This is a genomic window from Dactylosporangium sp. NPDC000521 (assembly GCF_042898305.1).
In the GTDB taxonomy this organism is placed as follows: domain Bacteria; phylum Actinomycetota; class Actinomycetes; order Mycobacteriales; family Micromonosporaceae; genus Dactylosporangium.
The window spans coordinates 227,180-246,358 of sequence record NZ_JBIAYW010000012.1 but is presented as its reverse complement, the minus strand read 5'-3'; the positions used below and the strand labels follow the sequence as shown (position 1 = coordinate 246,358).

The 19,179-nt window shown below is 72.3% G+C and carries 20 protein-coding genes; 10 read left to right on the top strand and 10 right to left on the bottom strand.

Annotation, left to right across the window (positions count from 1 at the left end):
- Nucleotides 1–23 precede the first annotated feature (23 nt).
- From ACFY3L_RS35175 to ACFY3L_RS35165, 3 genes are all read left to right on the top strand, one after another.
- On the top strand, nt 24–869 hold the full coding sequence (locus ACFY3L_RS35175; RefSeq protein ID WP_389334167.1) for a sugar ABC transporter permease: 846 nt from the start codon (nt 24–26) through the stop codon (nt 867–869).
- Nucleotides 866–2,584 carry a glycoside hydrolase family 13 protein gene (locus ACFY3L_RS35170; protein WP_389334164.1) on the top strand — a complete coding sequence of 573 codons (1,719 nt, stop codon included), beginning with the start codon at nt 866–868 and terminating at the stop codon, nt 2,582–2,584. The genes ACFY3L_RS35175 and ACFY3L_RS35170 overlap by 4 nt, the downstream gene beginning before the upstream one ends.
- 86 nt (nt 2,585–2,670) lie before the next feature.
- On the top strand, nt 2,671–4,542 hold the full coding sequence (locus tag ACFY3L_RS35165) for a ricin-type beta-trefoil lectin domain protein (RefSeq protein ID WP_389334161.1): 1,872 nt from the start codon (nt 2,671–2,673) through the stop codon (nt 4,540–4,542).
- 14 nt (nt 4,543–4,556) lie between these two features.
- Here ACFY3L_RS35165 and ACFY3L_RS35160 read toward each other — a convergent pair whose 3' ends face one another.
- The 3 genes from ACFY3L_RS35160 to ACFY3L_RS35150 form a co-directional block, all read right to left on the bottom strand.
- Nucleotides 4,557–4,880, bottom strand: coding sequence for a DUF3817 domain-containing protein (locus ACFY3L_RS35160; RefSeq protein ID WP_389334158.1), 324 nt, complete (start codon nt 4,878–4,880; stop codon nt 4,557–4,559).
- Between the two features lie 128 nt (nt 4,881–5,008).
- Entirely contained in the window at nt 5,009–5,533 is a 525-nt protein-coding gene (locus ACFY3L_RS35155; protein ID WP_389334155.1) for a DUF6886 family protein, read from the bottom strand.
- Nucleotides 5,533–6,144 carry a CGNR zinc finger domain-containing protein gene (locus ACFY3L_RS35150; RefSeq protein WP_389334153.1) on the bottom strand — a complete coding sequence of 204 codons (612 nt, stop codon included), beginning with the start codon at nt 6,142–6,144 and terminating at the stop codon, nt 5,533–5,535. The genes ACFY3L_RS35155 and ACFY3L_RS35150 overlap by 1 nt, the downstream gene beginning before the upstream one ends.
- Nucleotides 6,145–6,229: 85 nt before the next feature.
- Between ACFY3L_RS35150 and ACFY3L_RS35145 the strand changes: the two genes are divergently transcribed.
- A complete protein-coding gene (locus ACFY3L_RS35145; RefSeq protein WP_389334151.1) occupies nt 6,230–7,135 on the top strand; it encodes a pyridoxamine 5'-phosphate oxidase family protein in 906 nt (301 codons plus the stop codon).
- Here the strand turns inward: ACFY3L_RS35145 and ACFY3L_RS35140 are convergent.
- Nucleotides 7,108–7,254 (bottom strand): hypothetical protein, encoded by a 147-nt coding sequence (locus ACFY3L_RS35140; RefSeq protein WP_344504161.1) that lies wholly within the window; start codon nt 7,252–7,254, stop codon nt 7,108–7,110. The genes ACFY3L_RS35145 and ACFY3L_RS35140 overlap by 28 nt on opposite strands.
- 159 nt (nt 7,255–7,413) lie before the next feature.
- Between ACFY3L_RS35140 and ACFY3L_RS35135 the strand changes: the two genes are divergently transcribed.
- On the top strand, nt 7,414–7,836 hold the full coding sequence (locus ACFY3L_RS35135; RefSeq protein ID WP_389334148.1) for a hypothetical protein: 423 nt from the start codon (nt 7,414–7,416) through the stop codon (nt 7,834–7,836).
- 65 nt (nt 7,837–7,901) lie between these two features.
- Here ACFY3L_RS35135 and ACFY3L_RS35130 read toward each other — a convergent pair whose 3' ends face one another.
- Entirely contained in the window at nt 7,902–9,092 is a 1,191-nt protein-coding gene (locus ACFY3L_RS35130; RefSeq protein ID WP_389334145.1) for a cysteine desulfurase-like protein, read from the bottom strand.
- Here ACFY3L_RS35130 and ACFY3L_RS35125 point away from each other — a divergent pair.
- Nucleotides 9,074–9,412 (top strand): pentapeptide repeat-containing protein, encoded by a 339-nt coding sequence (locus ACFY3L_RS35125; protein WP_389334143.1) that lies wholly within the window; start codon nt 9,074–9,076, stop codon nt 9,410–9,412. The two genes, ACFY3L_RS35130 and ACFY3L_RS35125, sit on opposite strands and share 19 nt — an antisense overlap.
- Here the strand turns inward: ACFY3L_RS35125 and ACFY3L_RS35120 are convergent.
- Nucleotides 9,346–10,182 carry an undecaprenyl-diphosphate phosphatase gene (locus ACFY3L_RS35120; RefSeq protein ID WP_389334140.1) on the bottom strand — a complete coding sequence of 279 codons (837 nt, stop codon included), beginning with the start codon at nt 10,180–10,182 and terminating at the stop codon, nt 9,346–9,348. The two genes, ACFY3L_RS35125 and ACFY3L_RS35120, sit on opposite strands and share 67 nt — an antisense overlap.
- 97 nt (nt 10,183–10,279) lie before the next feature.
- On the opposite strand from ACFY3L_RS35120, the gene ACFY3L_RS35115 reads away from it, so the two are divergent.
- Nucleotides 10,280–11,830: a diguanylate cyclase gene (locus ACFY3L_RS35115; protein ID WP_389334137.1), complete on the top strand. Its 1,551-nt coding sequence runs from the start codon at nt 10,280–10,282 to the stop codon at nt 11,828–11,830.
- Nucleotides 11,831–12,060: 230 nt separating this feature from the next.
- Here the strand turns inward: ACFY3L_RS35115 and ACFY3L_RS35110 are convergent, their stop codons facing one another.
- Genes ACFY3L_RS35110 through ACFY3L_RS35100 form a run of 3 tightly spaced genes read right to left on the bottom strand, consistent with a single transcriptional unit; the run spans nt 12,061 to nt 15,418 of the window.
- The gene (locus tag ACFY3L_RS35110; protein WP_389334135.1) at nt 12,061–12,807 is read right to left on the bottom strand and encodes a succinate dehydrogenase/fumarate reductase iron-sulfur subunit; all 747 of its coding nucleotides are present in this window, start codon (nt 12,805–12,807) and stop codon (nt 12,061–12,063) included.
- Nucleotides 12,807–14,744: a fumarate reductase/succinate dehydrogenase flavoprotein subunit gene (locus ACFY3L_RS35105; RefSeq protein ID WP_389334132.1), complete on the bottom strand. Its 1,938-nt coding sequence runs from the start codon at nt 14,742–14,744 to the stop codon at nt 12,807–12,809. The genes ACFY3L_RS35110 and ACFY3L_RS35105 overlap by 1 nt, the downstream gene beginning before the upstream one ends.
- Nucleotides 14,741–15,418, bottom strand: coding sequence for a succinate dehydrogenase cytochrome b subunit (locus ACFY3L_RS35100; RefSeq protein WP_389334209.1), 678 nt, complete (start codon nt 15,416–15,418; stop codon nt 14,741–14,743). Before ACFY3L_RS35100 ends, ACFY3L_RS35105 begins: the two co-directional genes overlap by 4 nt.
- 111 nt (nt 15,419–15,529) lie before the next feature.
- Between ACFY3L_RS35100 and ACFY3L_RS35095 the strand changes: the two genes are divergently transcribed.
- From ACFY3L_RS35095 to ACFY3L_RS35085, 3 genes are read left to right on the top strand one after another with little or no spacing between them, the layout of a single operon-like run.
- Complete coding sequence (locus tag ACFY3L_RS35095) at nt 15,530–16,474, top strand: LysR substrate-binding domain-containing protein (RefSeq protein ID WP_389334129.1); 945 nt, start codon at nt 15,530–15,532, stop codon at nt 16,472–16,474.
- Entirely contained in the window at nt 16,471–17,559 is a 1,089-nt protein-coding gene (locus ACFY3L_RS35090; RefSeq protein ID WP_389334127.1) for a type VII secretion target, read from the top strand. The genes ACFY3L_RS35095 and ACFY3L_RS35090 overlap by 4 nt, the downstream gene beginning before the upstream one ends.
- On the top strand, nt 17,556–17,915 hold the full coding sequence (locus ACFY3L_RS35085; protein ID WP_389334124.1) for a hypothetical protein: 360 nt from the start codon (nt 17,556–17,558) through the stop codon (nt 17,913–17,915). The genes ACFY3L_RS35090 and ACFY3L_RS35085 overlap by 4 nt, the downstream gene beginning before the upstream one ends.
- A 51-nt stretch (nt 17,916–17,966) precedes the next feature.
- On the opposite strand, the gene ACFY3L_RS35080 is transcribed toward ACFY3L_RS35085, so the two are convergent.
- Nucleotides 17,967–18,635, bottom strand: coding sequence for a hypothetical protein (locus ACFY3L_RS35080; RefSeq protein WP_389334121.1), 669 nt, complete (start codon nt 18,633–18,635; stop codon nt 17,967–17,969).
- Nucleotides 18,636–19,179: the final 544 nt, after the last annotated feature.

The window sequence follows — 19,179 nt, the reverse complement described above, 5'->3', positions numbered from 1 at the left end:
CGGAGCGCAGCGGAGGCGGCGGCATGACCAAGTGGATGCGCAGGATGGGATGGCGGCACGCCGTCGGGATCGCCGCCCTGGTGTTCTCGCTCTTCCCGATCGTGTTCGTGGTGTCCGCGGCGTTCAACCCGGTCGGGTCGCTGAGCTCGACCGAGCTGTACCCGACCGGGGCCAGCACGGCGAACTTCACGGACCTGTTCGGCAAGACCGCCTTCGGCCGCTGGTACGTCAACTCCGTCGTCATCGCCAGCGTCGCCGCCGCGACGGCCGTGTTCCTGTCGGTCCTCGCCGCCTTCGCGTTCTCCCGCATGCGCTTCGCCGGCCGGCGGGTCGGGCTGATGGCGCTGCTGCTCATCCAGATGTTCCCGCAGTTCCTCGCGGTGGTCACCATCTATCTGATCTTCGCCGGGATCGGTGACTTCTACCCCGCGTTCGGCCTGGACACCCCGTGGGGGCTGATGCTGCTGTACCTCGGCGGCGCGCTCGGCGTGAACACCTGGCTGATGAAGGGGTTCCTCGACACCGTCCCGCGGGAGCTGGACGAGTCGGCGGTCATGGACGGCGCCACCCACGCGCAGACGTTCTTCCGCATCACGCTGCCGCTGATCGCGCCGATCCTCGCGGTCACCGCGCTGCTCGGCTTCATCGGCACCATCAACGAGGTCCTCCTCGCCAACACCTTCCTGCGCTCCGACGACTCCAAGACCCTCGCCGTCGGCCTGTACGGGCTGATCGCCGGGCAGCGCAACGCGAACTTCGGCATGTTCTGCGCCGGGTCGCTGCTGACCGCGATCCCCACGGTGCTGGTCTTCCAGTCGCTGCAGCGGTACATCGTGTCGGGCCTGACCGCGGGTGCGGTGAAAGGATGACGATGATCCACCACGACGGATCCGAGCTGTACGTCCCGGACCAGTCGCCGGCGCCCGGCAGCGACGCCGACGTCTTCCTGCGCACCTCGCCGGGCGTTTCGCAGGTGTACGTCAGGTCGGTGCTGGACGGTGAGCCGCGCTTCAGCGAGGCCGTCGCCGAGCGCCGGGGCGACGAGCTGTGGTGGCGGGCCACGCTGCCGGTGCACAACCCGGTCACGCCCTACCGGTTCCTGGTCGACGGCGACTGGTTCACCGCGACGGGTCCCGCCGGCCACGAGGTCCCGGACACCACGGACTTCAGGCTGGTGGCGCACCCCGCGCCGCCGGCCTGGATCCGGGACGCCGTCATCTACCAGATCTTCCCGGACCGGTTCGCCCGGTCGCCCGCGTACGCCGAGCGCGCCCTGCCCTCGTGGGCGGTGCCGTGCGGCTGGGACGCCCCGGTCGTCGGCCGCGGCGAGCTCACCAGCCGGCAGATCTACGGCGGCGACCTCGACGGCATCGCCGGCCGCCTGGACCACATCCAGTCCCTCGGCGCCGACACCGTCTACCTGACCCCGTTCTTCCCGGCCGGCTCCAACCACCGCTACGACGCGTCGACGTTCGACACCGTCGACCCGCTGCTCGGCGGCGACGCGGCCCTCGCCCGGCTCGCCGCCGCGCTGCACGCCCGCGGGATGCGGCTCGTCGGCGACATCACCACCAACCACACCGGCGACGCCCACGAGTGGTTCCACGACCCGGCGGCCCGGGACCGCTACTACCACGCGTCCGACGGCACCTACGCCGCGTGGTACGGGGTGCCGAGCCTGCCGAAGCTCAACTGGAACTCCACCGGGCTGCGCAAGGCCTTCGTCGACCCGCTGCAGCGCTGGCTGGAGCACCTCGACGGCTGGCGGGTGGACGTGGCCAACATGACCGGCCGGCACGGCACCGACGACCTCACCCACGAGGTGTCGCGGCTCGTCGCCCGCGCGGTGCGCGACGTGCGGCCCGACGCGATGCTCGTCGCCGAGCACGCCCACGGCGCGGGCGGCGACCTCGACGTCGGCGGCTGGCAGGGCACCATGAACTACGCCGGCTTCACCCGTCCGCTGTGGACCTGGCTGCGCGGGCCGGACCTGGCGCTGCCGGACTTCCTCGGCGTCCCGGGCGGCGTGCCGGTCCGCGGCGGCGACGCCGTCGTCAGGGCCATGCGCGCCGTCTCCGCGAGCATGTCGTGGCGGTCGTGGACACACTCCTGGACGGCGCTGAGCACCCATGACACGCCGCGCGTCCGCACGGTCGTCGGCGACCGCGACCGGGTCGAGGTGGCCGCCGGCCTGCTGGCGACCCTGCCGGGCGTGCCCATGGTCTTCGCCGGCGACGAGATCGGCCTCACCGGCGCGTGGGGCGAGGAGGCCCGGCGCACGATGCCGTGGCACGACGAGGCGGGCTGGGACCGCACGACCCTGGAGCGCTACCGGGCGCTGCTCGCGCTGCGCCGCGCCCACCCGGCGCTGCGGCACGGCGGGATGCGGGTGGCGCACGCCGACGCCGACACCATCGCGTTCTGGCGGGAGACCGCGTCCGAGCGCCTGCTGGTCCTCGCCCGCCGCGCGTCCGGCCCGCCGGTGCGCATCCCCGGGCTGGACCGGGCGGTCAACCTCTACGGCGGCGCGACGGAGGTCCCGTCGGACGGCCCGACCTTCCAGGTCTGGTCGGCCACCTATTGACAGGTTGGCTTCCTATTGCGGAGAGTTCGGTCGGGGCTTATTTCAAGTCCTGAAGTTTCCCAGCACTCCCCGCCAGGAGCACCTTCATGGTCCCAACCCGACCGCTGCTCGCCCTGTCCCTCCTCGCCGCTTCGATGGTGGCCCTCAGCGTGCCCAGCGCTGAGGCCGCCGCGACCAGCGTCCAGGTCTACTGGAGCTCCGAGTCCCGCACCGCCGGCTACGAACCGAAGAACGGCAACTGGTACACCAGTCCCGCCACCGGCCTCGCGGGGACGCCCTACCAGCTGTCCCGTCAGGCCGACGTGCCCGTCGTGGCGGCCGCCGGTACACCCACCATCACCGCGGACACGAACAGCCGCTTCCAGACGATCCTCGGCGTCGGCTCCTCCCTCGAGGAGTCGACCGTCTACAACCTGTCCAGGATGAGCGCCGGCGCCCGCGACCGGGCCCTGCGCGCGCTCGTCGACCCGGCCACCGGCGCCGGCTTCAACGTCATCCGGATCACCTTCGGCACCAGCGACTTCACGTCGCACGACTTCTACACGTACGACGACGGCGCCGCCGACCCGGCGCTGTCGCGCTTCTCGATCCAGCGCGACATCGACTACGGCATCATCGCCACCGTCCGGCAGGCCCTCGCCATCAACCCCGACATCAAGGTGTTCGCGAGCGCGTGGTCGGCGCCGGGCTGGATGAAGACCAACAACGCCATCATCGGCGGCAGCCTCGTCACCGCTCAGATCCCGGCCCTCGCCGCGTACTACCGGCGGGCGGTGCAGGCCTACACCGCGCAGGGCATCCCGATCCACGCGCTCACCCTGCAGAACGAGCCGCTCTTCTCCCCGCCGGACTACCCCGGCATGCTCGTCTCCGCGGACCAGGAGCGGCAGCTCGCCAAGGCGCTGCGCACCGAGCTGTCCGCCAACGGGCTCCGCACCCGCATCTGGGCCTTCGACCACAACTTCGCCGAGTCGGTCTCCTACGCCGCCGGCGTCCTGGGCTCGGCCGGCGCCCACTCCGACGCCTACTCCTCGGTGGACGGCATCGCGTTCCACGACTACGCGGGTGACCCGTCCGCGATGAGCACCGTGAAGGCGTCCTACCCCGACAAGGACATGCTGATGACCGAGCGCTCCGTGTGGGGCACCTCGGGCGCCGACCGGATCGTGCAGTACTTCCGCAACAACGCCACCCTGTACGAGGGCTGGGTCAGCATGCTCGACCAGAACCGCGCACCCGAACGCTGGTCCGGCTCGCCCGACCCGACGATGCTCGTGCAGAGCACCAGCAACCGCGACACGTTCTGGGCGCTGCCCGACTACAACATGGTCGCCCAGTTCTCGAAGTTCGTGAAGCCGGGCGCGCGGCGCGTCGCCACCGGCTACGGCAGCACCGGCACCGTCACGAACGTCGCGTTCCTGAACCCCGACGGCACCCTCGTCACGGTCGTGGTCAACCAGACCTCCGCCTCGCAGGCCTTCACGCTGCGGGTCGGCACCCAGCAGATCGCCGGCACCCTGCCGGCGAAGACCGTCGGCACGTACCTGTGGGCCGGCGCGGACAGCGGCACCCCGTCCACCCGGGTCGGGCCCATCACCGGCTACGGCGCCAAGTGCGTCGACGTCGCCGGCGCGGCCACCGCCAACGGCACGAAGATCCAGCTGTGGACCTGCAACGGCACCGCCGCGCAGTCCTGGACCGTCGGCACGGACGGCACGCTGCGCGCCCTCGGCAAGTGCCTCGACGTGGCCGCCGCCAACTCCGCGAACGGCACCAAGGTCCAGCTGTACGACTGCAACGGCAGCGCGGCACAGACCTGGACGGCACCCGGCGACGGCACGCTCCGGGCGCTCGGCAAGTGCCTGGACGCCACCGGGCCCAGCTCCGCCGACGGCACCCAGCTGCAGATCTGGGCGTGCGGGACCGGCCAGAACCAGCGCTGGACCCTGCCCGCCTGAGGTCGCCCGGTTTGCTAGGCCCGTCCTGCCAGTGCCTCGGCGGGGCGGGCCCGGCGCCGCTCGACCCAGAGCTCGAACAGCAGCGTCGTGAACGGCGGGATCGACGCCGCCGCACCGACCGCGAGCCGCGCGAGGCCCCACCGCTCCTTGACGGTCACCCACGCCAGCGCGACCAGGTAGGCGACGAACATCGCGCCGTGGATCGGACCGAACACCTTCACGCCGATCTCGTTCTCCACGACGACGTACTTGAAGAACATCCCGACCAGCAGGCCGAGCCAGGAGCAGGCCTCCCCGATCGCGGCGAACCGGAACACCCGCGCGGCTTTGTTGTCCACCGGGACAGCCTGCACCTCGCCGCGGACCCGGGCAGCGGCTGGCCACCTCCGCGGTGACCGGCCTCACGCCGGGGGCCGCTGGTCCGCGGTGGTGCCGGCGCTCTCGCCGCCCCCGGCGCGCCCGGACGTCAGCGGGGCGTCGCGTTGTGCATCCGGATCGCGCTGAACCGCAGCGTGCTCGCCACGACAGCGTCCCAGAACGGCCACAGGACCGGCAGCACCCTGAGCTGGATGCCGGCGTCGGCGTGCAGGGCGAAGAGGTCACCGACCGGCTCGGGCGGCCCGAGCGGCACCACCGGCTCGACGGCGACGTGCGCGTGCTCCCCCAGCGGCCGGAACGGCGCCGCCGGCAGCCGGTACGCATACACACGCGCGGTCCGGATCGCCTCGAGCCAGCCGTACTCGACGGCGTGGACCCGCTCGCCGCCGCCCGGGCCGAGGATGCGGTCGCGGTCCTCGCCGGTCGTGTCCGGCCCGGTCCACGCCATCGCCCGCGGGCACTGCCGCGGGAACCAGTAGTCCGGGGACCTGCTGTCGTCGACGGCCCACACGTACGGCTCGGTCTCCCGCGCGGTCGCCGCCACGTGCGGCACGAACCTGGTGATCGTCGGGTCCTCGGAGAAGTGCAGCACCTGCCCGGGCCCCGGCCGCATCAGCCGCCCTCCTTCGATCCGCTGTGGTGACGCTGGTAATGCCGGGCGACGCGGGCGCGGTTGCCGCAGCCGTCGGAGCACCACTCCCGGCGGGGATGGTTCCGGATGAAGTACAGCACGCAACCCGGCGCGCGGCAGGCCCGCAGCAGCGCCCGGTCCGGGCCGGCGAACAGGGCCACCGCCTCCTCCGCGATCGCGGCCACCGCGGCGAGCGCCGGGGCGTGCGCCGTCCGCGCCGTCCGCCACGGCCCGGCGGCGCCCTCACCGCCGCCGGGGTCGGGCCAGTGCAGCTCGGACCAGGAAGGGGCACGGGCACACGCGCGGTTGACGACGGTGACGGCGGCGGCCAGGTCCCCGGGGTGTGACGCGGCGGCCTCCCGATCGTCGCCGGTCGCCGCGGCGGCCAGGACGCGCAGGGCGTCGCGGAGGTCCCGCAGCTCGGCGACCGTCTCCCACCCGGCGATGCCGACCTCGGTGCCGCCCTGCGCTTCCGCTGCGGGGCGGGCCTCCCTCAGCCAGCGTGCGGCGGCGGCCGGGTCGGCGATGGTGTCGTGCACGCCGTCACGGTCCGCCCGGACGGTGTTCATCAGCTCGACCGGCAGCGGCTCCACGTCCTAATGGTAAGGCGTTGCGAAAACCATTTGGTCGTGCACTAATGGATGCAGGCGAAGTCAACCGTTAGGAAGGCGGGCGACGGTGTTCCATGAAGGCGAGCTCAGCGTCCAGGAACAGGCCGGCGTGCGGTTCGAGGCGGCCCGGCTCAGCGGCATGCTCGCGCCCGGCGGGCTGAGCCGGGGCGCGGGCGGGTGGCTGGCGGAGCGGACCGTCGCCGCGCTCACCGGCCGCGGCCGCGACGGCAGGCTCTGGGTCTCGGCGCTGACCGGCCCGCCCGGGTTCCTGGCAGGGCTCGGGCAGACGCTGCGGGTGGCGGCGGCGTTCGCGCCCGGCGACCCGCTCCACGACCTCCCCGCCGGCCGGCGGGTGGGCCTGATCGCGATCGACTTCACGACCCGCCGCCGCATGCGGGTCAACGGCACCCTGATCGGCACCGAGGGCGGCCTGACCGTCGACGTCACCGAAGCGTTCGGCAACTGCCCCCAGTACATCCACCCCCGACGCCTCATGAGCACGGCCGTCGCCGGGGGAGTGCCCGGGACGTTCACGGCGGAGGAGGCGCTCACGGCGGCCGGCGAGGCCACGATCCGCGGCGCCGACACGTTCTTCCTCGGCACCACGCACCCTGACCGCGGCGCCGACGCCTCGCACCGGGGAGGGCCGCGCGGGTTCCTGCGCGTCGTCGAGGGTGAGCTGTGGTGGCCGGACTACCCGGGCAACAACATGTTCAACAGCCTCGGCAACCTCGCCGCCGACCCGTCCGCGGCGCTGCTGGTGCCGGACTTCACGACCGGCCGCACGCTGCAGCTGTCAGGCACGGCGGCCGTCGAGTGGACCGAGCCGGGCACCGGCGCACCGGACGAGGTGACCGGCCGCCGGGTCCGCTTCCGCCCGGCGGCCGTCGTCACCGGCGAGCACGCCGCCCTCGTCGCCGCGGCGGACGCTCACCACCCGCGACGTCACGCGCTGATGACGGGCCACGCATAGGCGAGCAGCGCGAACGCGGCACCGAGGATCGCCAGGTTGAAGCCGCGGGACGGCACCGGCAGCGCCGCGACGGCGAGCAGGATGATGGCGATGAGATAGAGGACGGCCTGGGTCGACATGCGAAACCTCCGTGGGGGGAACGGTTGCGCAGTCGGGTTCCCAAGGCCGCTGAAGCCGAAACGCCCCCTGGCACACATCCGGGATTCGCCCCGCTCCCCGCGCACCTAACGTCTATCTCAACAACGCAGCACGCAAACAAACAACCAGGGGAGATAGACATGAGCGACTACACCGGCGACACGGGCTACGACGGCGGCTCCTACGGCGAGATCGAGACCGGCGAGAACCACGAGTCCCTCGACCAGCTGCACCAGGTCGACGCCAGCCAGAACACCTACGACTCGCAGTTCGGCGTGTACGAGCAGGACCACGCGTCGGCCGAGAGCACCAGCTTCGACCAGGGCCACCAGGTGTCGTACACCGACGCGAGCGGCGCGACGTACCAGGAGTCGGACTTCACGTCGTACGACCACTCCGCCGCCGAGACGGACCACGTCTTCGCCGCCGAGGGCTCCGAGACGGCCAGCTCCAGCGAGTTCCACCAGCTCGACGCCATCCGGGCGCAGCTCGACTCCGCCTTCACCTCGATGACCGCGGTCAACGGCGGCGGCACCGCCGAGCTCGGCGTCGCCTCGAACTAGTAGCCCCGAAACCCCTGGCGAGCGGCCGGTCACCGACAGAGCGCCGGTGGCCGGCCGTAGCCGTGTCACAGGGCGGCGAGCAGGCGGTCCACCTCGTCGGCCGTCGTGTAGTGGTAGATCCCGGCGCGCACCGCCCCGCCGGTCTCGCGCAGGCCCATCGCGGTGAAGTACTCGGCCGCGTAGTAGTCGCCGGAGAAGACGCAGATGCCCTGGTCGCCCAGGCGGGCCGCGGTCCGCGCCGGGTCCTCGCCGTCGACCCGGAACGACACCGTCGGGCAGCCACCCGCCGGCGCGGGCAGCACCCGCACCGCCGGCACCGACCGCAGGCCGTCGAGGAGCCGTTCGAAGAGCCCCGTCTCGTACGAGTGGACCGCCGCCATCGAACGCAGCACGCTCTCGCGGCGTGAGCCCGGCGCGGCGTCGTCGAGCGTCGCGAGGAAGTCGACGGCCGCCGTGAAGCCGGCGAGGAGCTCGAAGCTCGGCGTGCCCAGCTCGAACCGCTCCGGCACCGCGTCGGGCGACGGCAGCAGCTTGAGCATCGCGGTCCGCTCCCACTGCGACGGCGCCGCCACGCAGGCGGCCAGGTGCGGCCCGGACCACTTGTAGGCGCTGGTGACGTAGTAGTCGGCGCCGAGCGCGGCCACGTCGATCGGCAGGTGCGCGGTCGCGTGCACCCCGTCGACGTAGACGACGGCGCCGAAGCCGTGCGCGAGCGCGGCGATCGCGGGCACGTCGGGGACGGTGCCGATGGCGTTGCTGGCCGCGGTCACCGCCACGACCCGGGTCCGCGCGTCGACGAGCGGCGTGAACGCGGAGACGGGCAGCGCCCCGGTGGCCGGGTCGAACGCCGCCCACCGCACCTCCACGCCCATCGCCGACGCCAGCTGCACCCACGGCCGCACGTTGGCGTCGTGGTCGAGGTGGGTGACGACGACGTTGTCGCCGGGCTTCCAGGTCCCGGCGAGCCCGCGGGCGACGGTGTAGGTCAGCGCGGTGGCACTCTGCCCGAACACGACGCCCGAGGGGTCGGCGCCGAGGAGGTCACCGGCGGCGGCGCGGGCCGCGTCGACGATCGCGAGGGCGCGCCGCCCCGGCTCGAACGCGGTCGTCCGGTTGCTCACCGCACCGCCGAGGACGCCGGCGACGGCCCGCGCCACCGGCTCCGCGACCAGCGTGCCGGCGGCACCGTCGAAATGGGCGAACCCCTCGGCGAGCGCCGGGTGGGCCTGTCGGATCCGTGCTACGTCGAACGGCATACGGCGACGATAGCGGCCTCGCGGACGGCGCCCTCGACCGCCGCCTGCCCGTCCGCGTCGAGCGCCGCGAACGCCGCCGGGTACGCCTGCGTGGTGCCGCTGTGCGTGGTGCCGCTTTACGTGGTGCCGCTTTACGTGGCGCCGCTTTACGTGGCGCCGCTTTACGTGGCGCCGCTTTACGTGGCGCCGCTTTTACGTGGCGCCGCTTTACGTGGCGCCGCTTTACGTGGCGCCGCTTTACGTGGCGCCGCTTTTACGTGGCGCTGATGACGCCGCCCCACAGCAGGGCGACGATGATGCCGCCGACCGCGGCGCGGTAGTACACGAACGTGGCGATCGAGTTGCTGGCGACGAACTTCAGCAGCCAGGCGATCGACGCGTACGCGACCACGAAGCTGACGGCCGTGCCGATCGCTGCCGGACCCCAGCCGACGGTCTCGCTGATCTCGCCGGCGCGCTGCACGCCCTCCAGGATGCCTGCGGCGGCGAGGGCGGGGATGCCGAGGAAGAACGACATGCGGGTGGCGGTGACCCGGTCGAGGTGCCGCAGCAGGCCGACGCTGATCGTCGCGCCGGACCGCGACACGCCGGGGATCAGGGCGATGCACTGCGCCAGCCCGATGATCAGCGAGTCCTTCCAGGTGACGTCCGCCTCGCCGACCTTCTGCGTGGCGAGGTGCTCGGCGAGGACCATGACGAGGCTCCACACCACCAGCGCCCCGGCGACGAACCACAGGCTGCGCAGCTCGCCCTCGATGAGGTCCTTGAACAGCAGGCCGATGACCGCGATCGGCAGCGACCCGATGATCACGTTGATCGCCATCTTCCAGCCGGTCTCCTTGCGCGCCTCGGCGCTGCGCAGACCCTTCACGAACCCGGTGATGAACCGGACGATGTCGGTGCGGAAGTAGATGATCGCGGCGATGATCGCGCCGACCTGGATGACCGCGGTGAACGCGGTGACGCCCTTGTCGTCGATCGGGATGCCCATCAGCTTCTCGGTGATGGTCAGGTGCCCGGTCGAGGAGACCGGGAGGAACTCGGTCACGCCCTCCACGACGCCGAGCACCACCGCTTGCCAGATCTCCACGGACCCTCCTTCGTGCCGCCGACGCCCGCACGATCCTAGGCGCCCTCCATCGGCCATTGCGCTCAGGTACCGCCGCGGCGTGCCGATGGTTCCGGTCATGACTGGCACAGCAGTGATCAGCGCCGACCGGGTCGCCGCCGTCGTGCTCGGCATGGAGGTCGACCGGCGCACCGCCGACCGGGAGCAGGCCGAGGCCGCCGAGCGCGCCGCCGTCGAGCTCGGCCGCGACGACCTCGCCGCCCGCGCCCGGCTCGTCATCGCCGACGCCCTCGCCCGCGGCGGGGAGCTGGCCGCGTCCGCGCCGCTGCTGCACGAGGTGCACCGGTGGGCGGTCCTCGAGAACGACCAGTACGTCCTCGCGCGCACCCACTTCCTGCTGTCGATCCTGCACACCTGCCTCGGCGACAACGCGCAGGCACGCCGGCACGCGCTGATGTCGGTGGACCACCTGCCGGATCACGTGCCGCCGCTGATCCGCGGCGCGCACCTGGTCATCCTCGCCCTGTCCGTCGACGTGGTGTCGCGGGCCGACGCCGCCCCCTACCATGCGGAGGCGCTCGACATCGCCGCGGCCGCCGGCGACCACGAGCTGAGCCGTTCGGTGCTCAACAACATGGCGTACGCGGCCTACCAGGCGGGCGACGCGGACGCCGCCGGCGAGCTCGTCGAGCGGATGCGCCGCCTGGTCGAACGGACCGGCGTGCAGCTGCGACCCCCGGACCTGGACACGGTCGCCCGCGTACAGCTGCTGCAGGGGCGGTTCGAGGAGGCCGAACGCACCCTCCTGCCCCTGGTCGACGCCGCCTCCACCCACCGCGACGCGGAGGGCAACATGCTGCCCGAGGTGCTGCTGACCCTCGCCGAGGCACAGCGGCTCGGCGGCGCGCTCGACCGCGCCAGGGCCACCGTCGACCGGTGCCGGGCACTGAGCGAGCAGCGCGGCATGGTCGACGTCGCTGCGAGGGCCCGGCGCGAGCTGGCCCGCCTCCACGCCGCGAGCGGTCGCTTCCGGGAGGCGTACGAGGAGCAGTGCCGCTACGACGAGGAGTCGCAGGCGCTGCGCTCCGCCGAACGGGAGGAGCAGGCCCGCCTGGCGCAGCTGGTGTTCGAGAGTCGCGAGGGGCAGCGCGAGACGGTCCGCTTCCGGGAGATGGCGCTGCGTGACGCGCTGACCGGCCTCTACAACCGGCGCTTCGTCGACGCGCAGCTGCCCGCCCTGCTCAGCCGCGCCGAGCAGCGCGGCGAGGCCGTGTCCGCGGCCCTGGTCGACATCGACTTCTTCAAGCGGATCAACGACACCCTGTCACACGAGGTCGGCGACCTGGTCCTGCAGCGCGTCGCGTCCGTCATGGCCGGCGCCGTCGACGAGCCCGCCACGGTGGCCCGGCTCGGCGGCGAGGAGTTCGTGATCGTGCTGCCCGGCGCCGGCGCGGAGGAGGCCGTCGCCCGCTGCGAACGGGTCAGGACCGCCATCCAGCGCCACCCCTGGCCCGAGATCACCGGTGACCTGCCGGTGACGGTGAGCATCGGCGTGTCCAGCGTCCCCGACGGCCGCATCACGTCCGCCGCCCTGCTCAGCCAGGCCGACCGCAACCTGTACGCAGCGAAACGCTCCGGCCGTAACCGCGTCCTCGCAGACCCCTCCTGACCAGCCGTTTTGACGGAGCGTGGCCCTTCGATGGCGACTCTGAAGATCGATTAGGTGGTCTGAGGTACGGTTGCATGAAAGCGGAGCCGCACCGCCCCGGCATCGACGTGTGGCTCCCGCGACGACCATCCCGCCGCCCGACGACCGCCCACCGAGCGAGCCACCTGCCCAGCCGCCCACCCGCCCGCGGCCCGCGCACCCGCGCGCGAGACCAAGCGGGTGAGGTTGCGTCAGCCGCGCTTGGTGACGGCCTTGCGGTAGTCGGAGTTCAGGCGGCCGATGAGGGTGAGCGGGATGCCCTTGGGGCACACGGTGGTGCACTCGCCGGTGTTGGTGCAGCCGCCGAAGCCCGCCTCGTCGTGGGCCGCCAGCATGCCGACGACGCGGGTGTCGCGCTCGGGCTGGCCCTGCGGCAGCAGGCCGAGGTGGCCGACCTTCGCGGCGGTGAAGAGCATCGCCGAGCCGTTGGGGCACGCGGCGACGCACGCGCCGCAGCCGATGCAGGTCGCGGCCTCGAAGGCGGCGTCGGCGTCGGCCTTCGGCACCGGGGTGGCGTGGGCGTCGGGGGCGGCGCCCGTGGGGGCGCTGATGTAGCCGCCGGCCTGGATGATGCTGTCGAAGGCGCCGCGGTCGACGACGAGGTCCTTCACGACGGGGAACGCGGCGGCCCGCCACGGCTCGACGTCGATGGTCTCGCCGTCCTTGAAGTGGCGCATGTGCAGCTGGCACGTGGTGGTGGCGCGGGACGGGCCGTGCGCCACACCGTTGATCATCATGCCGCACATGCCGCAGATGCCCTCGCGGCAGTCGTGGTCGAAGGCGATGGGCTCCTCGCCCTCCAGAATGAGACGCTCGTTCAAAACGTCCAACATCTCCAGAAAGGAGGCGTCGGGCGAAATGTCCGTAACGTCGTAGGTGACCATGCGGCCGCGGGAGGAAGGGCCGGTCTGGCGCCAGACGCGCAGCTTGAGGTTCATTACTTGTAGCTCCGCTGGCTCGGGTGGACGTATTCGAAGTCAAGTGCTTCCTTGCGCAGCACCGGCGGCTCCCCGGCCCCGGTGAACTGCCACGCCGCGACGTACGAGAACTCGTCGTCGTGCCGCAGCGCCTCGCCGTCGGGGGTCTGGCTCTCGGCCCGGAAGTGCCCGCCGCACGACTCCGCGCGGTGCAGCGCGTCGACGCACATGAGCTCCGCGAGCTCGAAGAAGTCCGCGACCCGGCCGGCCCGCTCCAGGTTCTGGTTCAGCGTCTCGCCGGTGCCCGGCACCTTCACCCGCGTCCAGAACTCGTCGCGCAGCGACCGGATGAGGCTGATCGCCTTGGTGAGGCCCTCCTCGGTGCGCTCCATGCCGCAGTACTCCCACATGATGTGGCCCAGCTCGCGGTGGAACGAGTCGACGGTGCGGTCGCCGTCGATGGACAGCAGCTTCGAGAGACGGTCCTCCACGGCGGAGCGCGCCGCGACGACCTCGTCGTCCGAAGTGGACAGCGGGCGGAACGGCCCGGCGGCGAGGTAGTCGTTGATGGTGTTCGGCAGCACGAAGTACCCGTCGGCGAGGCCCTGCATGAGCGCGGACGCGCCGAGCCGGTTCGCGCCGTGGTCGGAGAAGTTGGCCTCACCCACCACGAACAGTCCGGGAATCGTCGACTGCAGGTCGTAGTCGACCCACAGCCCGCCCATCGTGTAGTGCACCGCTGGATAGATGCGCATCGGGGTGATGTACGGGTCGTCGCCGGTGATCCGCTCGTACATCTCGAACAGGTTGCCGTACTTGGCCTCCACGGCGTCGCGGCCGAGCCGGGTGATCGCGTCGGCGAAGTCGAGGTAGACGCCGAGGCCGCCGGGGCCGACGCCGCGCCCCTCGTCGCAGACGTTCTTCGCGGCGCGGGAGGCGATGTCGCGCGGGACGAGGTTGCCGAACGACGGGTAGATCCGCTCGAGGTAGTAGTCGCGCTCGTCCTCGGGGATCTCGGCGGGGACGCGGTCGTCGCCGGCGCGGACCGGCACCCACACCCGGCCGTCGTTGCGCAGCGACTCGCTCATCAGCGTGAGTTTGCTCTGGTGCGTGCCGGACTCGGGGATGCACGTCGGGTGGATCTGCGTGTAGCAGGGGTTGGCGAACAGCGCGCCCTTGCGGTGCGCCCGCCACGACGCGGTGACGTTGCAGCCCTTGGCGTTGGTGGAGAGGAAGAAGACGTTGCCGTAGCCGCCGGACGCGAGGACCACGGCGTCGGCGAACTCCGTCGAGATCGCCCCGGTGATCAGGTCGCGCACGACGATGCCGCGGGCCTTGCCGTCCACGACGATGAGCTCGAGCATCTCGTGGCGGGTGTGCATCTCGACGTTGCCGAGCGCGACCTGCCGCTCCAGGGCCTGGTACGCGCCGAGCAGCAGCTGCTGGCCCGTCTGGCCGCGGGCGTAGAAGGTCCGCGACACCTGGGTGCCACCGAAGGACCGGTTGTCCAGCAGGCCGCCGTACTCGCGGGCGAAGGGCACGCCCTGCGCGACGCACTGGTCGATGATGTTCACCGACACCTGCGCCAGTCTGTACACATTGGACTCCCGCGCGCGGAAGTCGCCGCCCTTCACCGTGTCGTAGAAGAGCCGGTAGACCGAGTCGCCGTCGTTGCGGTAGTTCTTCGCGGCGTTGATGCCGCCCTGCGCGGCGATCGAGTGGGCGCGGCGCGGGCTGTCCTGGTAGCAGTACGACCGCACCTTGTACCCGGCCTCGGCGAGCGTCGCGGCCGCGGAGCCGCCGGCGAGGCCGGTGCCCACGACGATGACGGTCAGCTTGCGGCGGTTGGCCGGGTTGACCAGCTTGGCCGCGAACTGGCGGCGCTCCCAGCGGGTCTCGATCGGCCCGTCGGGCGCGGCGGTGTCGGCGATCGGGTCGCCCTCACTCCAGTAGTTCACTTGACCGCTCCGATCAGCACGGCGAACGGCACCGACAGGTAGCCGACGACGAGGACGACGGACAGGACGAGGGCGATCGCCCGCGCCCGGCGCTCACCGCGCGGCGTCTGCTGGCCGAGGGTGCGCAGCGCGCTGAAGATGCCGTGCCGCAGGTGGAAGCCGACGGCCACGATCGCCAGCGCGTAGAAGAGCGTCACGTACCAGCGCGACGGCGCGAAGTCCGCGACCACGTTGGCGAAGGGGTGCTGGGCGTCGCCGACCGGGTTCACCGTGCCGGTGGTCAGGTCGAGGATGTGGAACACGACGAACAGCAGGATGATGACGCCGCCCCACCGCATCGTGCGGGCCGCGTAGCTGCCCTGCACCTTGGGGCGGTGCGCGTAGCGGACCGGGCGGGCGAGCCTGGCCCGCCGGGCGAGGACGACCGCCGCCGCGATGTGGCCCACGACGGCGAGGGTGAGCCCGCCGCGCTGGATCCACAGGTACCAGGTGCGCGGCAGCAGCGGGGTGCCGATGTCGCGCAGCCAGTGGGCGTAGTGGTCGAACGCGTCCGCGCCGACGAAGATCTTCAGGTTGCCGGCCATGTGCGCGAACAGGAACAGCACGAGCAGCAGGCCGGTGCCCGCCATGAGGAGCTTCAGGCCGACGGACGACCTGCGCTTCTTCGGTTTCATGGGCGCCGCGATGGGCTTGACCGCTGTATCTACCGCCACGGGTTCGACGGTAAGGACCGCCGTTTTCATTCGTCCAATGCATGGGGTACGCAGTCTCGATAGCCATAGGCTATGGAGGTGCAACTCCAACAGCTCCGATACTTCGTGTCTGTGGCCGAATCGGGACATTTCACGCGTTCGGCCGAAGCGCTGGGAGTGAGCCAGCCGACACTGAGTAAACAAATTCACACGCTCGAGGCCGCGCTCGGCGCGCCCCTGTTCGACCGGTCCCGGGGCGGCGTCATGCTCACCACCGCCGGCGAGACGCTGCTGCCGCTCGCCCGCCGGATGGTCGCCGACGCCGACGCCGCCCGCGACGCCGTGCAGGAGGTCGTCGGGCTGCGCCGCGGCCGGGTCCGCCTCGGCGCCACGCCCAGCCTGTGCACATCCCTCGTCCCGGCGGTGCTGCGCCGCTTCCACGCCGCCCACCCCGACATCGCCCTGCACGTCGACGAGGGCGGCTCCCAGGACCTCGTCGCCGGGCTCGTCGCGCACCAACTCGACCTGGCGCTCATCGTCGCCTCCGCGCACGGCACCGACCCCGCGCTCGACGTCGTGCCGATCCTGCGCGAGGACCTTGTGGTCGCCTCCGTCCACCCGCTGCCGACGATGCTCACCCTCCGCGAGCTGCGCGACACCCCGATGGTGATGTTCCGCATCGGGTACGACCTGCGCGACGTCACCATCGAGGCCTGCCGGCGGGCCGGCTTCACCCCGCGGTACGCGGTCGAGGGCGGCGAGCTCGACGCGGTCCTCGCGTTCGTCGAGGCGGGCCTCGGCGTCGCGCTCGTGCCCAGCATGGCCCTGGTGAACCGGCCGCTGCTGCGCGCCACCCCCCTCGCCGCACCCGGCGTGCACCGCACCATCGCCCTGGCCAACCCGCGCGGCGCGGTGCTGTCCCACGCGGCGCGAGCACTGCGCGCGATGCTGCTGGAACAGACCGTGCAGACCCCCGGGGTGCGGCGCGTGGAAGCGCTAGAGTCCCCGGCATCCGAGGTCAGGGGGAGGCCGGGGTGAACGATTTCCACGTCGATCCGAGCGGGTTGCGGGCACTGAGCACGATGCTCGCCGGGGCGGGCGGCGACGCCCGGGACACGCTCGACTACACGCGACGCCACTGCTCGCTCAGCTGGGACCGGCGCGGGCTGCTGATGCTCGTCGCCGACCCGCACGGCAAGGCATACGGCCGGGTCACCGCCGCCCTCGGCCGGCTGCGGGACCTCAGCGACGGGGCAGCCGGCCAGGTCGCGCGGGCCGCCGACGGCTATGCGACGGCCGACCACACCGCCGCCGCCGCGCTCGACGCCACCTATGCCGGCGCCACCGATCCGCGCGGGCTGCGCGGCACGCTGCACCAGTCACGCCCCGACCTGCTGCCGTCGCGGGCCCCGTTCGCCCATGCCGCTCCTGTACTGGCAGCGCCCGTCTACGAGCCGCAGACCGACGCGTTCACGCTCAACCCGCTCACCGACCTGCTCAGCCCCGCCGCATGGATCCGGCAGGTCGCGGTGTGGCTGTTCGGCGTCGACCCGTTCGAGCCGTGGCTCACCGCGTACAGCGGCGACTGGCGCGCCTACGAGCACTGCATGCACACGTGGCCGCACATCGGCGCCGCCGCCGGCACGATCGGCGGCAACCTCGTCACCGGCGCCGCCGACGTCACCGCCGTGTGGCGCGGCAACGCCGCCGAGGCCGAGCAGGAGTTCCAGCTGCTGCTCGGCGGCGCCGCGACCGCCCTCGGCCCGGCCTGCGCCGAATACGCGCGGCTCTACCCGCTCGCCGTCGACGCGTGCCGGCAGCTGTACGAGGCGACCGGCGGCCTCGTCGAGCAGCTCATCGACGCGCTCATCATCGTCAGCGTCGCCGGGGTTGTCGGCACCGCCACGATCGAGACCGGCATCGGCGCACTCACCGGCTACGCCACCGCCGCGTACTACACCTGGCAGGCCTACCGGCTCTATCAGGAGATCTCCCGGCTGTACGGTGCGGCCGAGACCACGTTCCGCCTGATCGCGGCCCAGATCGAGGCGGTGCGGGCGGGCGCCGAGGTGACCCGCCTGCCGTCCGTGGAGCCGTACCACCACCCGGCGGTCCCCCGATGACCGCCGACCCGGTGGCCCGTGCGGTCCTGCGCCGCGTGACCGAGCTGCGCCCGCCGGACGACCCGCTGCACGCCTTCGCAACGACCGTCCTGTCAGGCGAGGCGACCCTGCGCGCCGCCGCCACCCACCCCGCCTTCACCGAGGCCCTCGAAGCGACGCTCGATGCCAGGCTCGAGGCGACGCCTGAGGCCAGGCTGGACGCGAGACTCGGGGCCAGGCTTGAGGCGACGCTCAAGACGGGGCTTGAGGCGACGCTCGAGGCGGGGCTTGAGGCGACGCTCGAAGCCGTCCGCGGGGCCGCCCTTGACGATGCGTTCCGGCGGCGCCTCCCCGAGCGAGGTGAGGCGCGGGGGTGAGCGGACCGGGGCGCCGCGATCCGGCAGGCGAACGGGTCCAGCGCCCGCGGGTCAGGTGTGGTGGACGACGGCGTGGCCGGTGTCGACGTTGACGGTGATGGTGCGCGGGGACGACTCGTCCCGGGCGACGTCCACATCGGACAGTCCACGGTCGCTGCGGACCGCGTACGTGGCGCCGGCCGGGACGCGTACGTCGACCTCGCCCGTGTCGACGGTGGCCACGACGTCGGTGGGGGAGGTGGCGTGGGTGAGCTCGACCCGGCCGGTGTCGACCACCACGCGGTAGGTGGCGCCGCGCAACCCCGAGCCGGTGACCTCGCCGGAGTCGAGCACCGCGGACGCGTCACCGGACAGGTTCCGCAGCGTCACCTCGCCGTCGTCGATGCGGATCTCGGTGCGCGTCGCGGCCGGCACCGTGACGGTCAGCGTGACCTCACAGCGCCGGCAACCCGTGGACGTCAGCTCCAGCCGGCCCGCCTCGACGCGGTGCGACGCCTGCGGCGCGGCGCCGCCGCTCGGCCACCGGCGCCGCTCGACCACGGTCACCGGCCCGTCGCCGGTCTTGACCGTGACGTTCATCGCGTCGCCGGTGACGACGAGCGTCGTGACAGGCTCCTCGACGTGGTACTGCTGCGACGCCGTCTCCCGGGGCCCGAACCCACACCCGGCGACGGAGGCCAGCAGCAGCACCGCGACCGCGGCGGCGGGAACAGCACGCATCGTCGTCCTCCAGGATGTCGAGGCTCCCAGCCTCTCCCGGAACGCCCGGCGACACATGCGGGTTCCTCACTGACCCTGCCCCTAAGGGTTCAGCATCAGCACCGCCCGGCAGCCGCCGCGGTGACCACGGCCGGAGTGCGCTGCGCTGGTTGTGAACCACGGCGACGAGGACGGCGTCGGCGGTCGGCGTGCACTGCGCTGGGTGCGCAACGGACGCGGCGAGCGCGGTGTCTACGGTCAGCGTGATGTGCACCGGTTGTGAAACTGACGGCGGTGTGGAAGCACCGAATGACGCCCTCGACGGCGCTGGACCATGTGAGGACGGGTGGCCGGGGAACATCACCGCGACCACGGCGCCTGGCTTCCGGCCCCCGGCCGGCCGGGAGGACCCCATCCACCGTGCTGGCTTGCTGCTGCGAGATCCCGCATGGGTCGGCGGCCCCGCACGCGGACAGCAGCGGCACAGCGCTGGTCTTCGCGGCACCGGCTTGATCAATGGATGATTGCGGCTGTCATCACGACCGGATCCGTCTTTGGATCATCA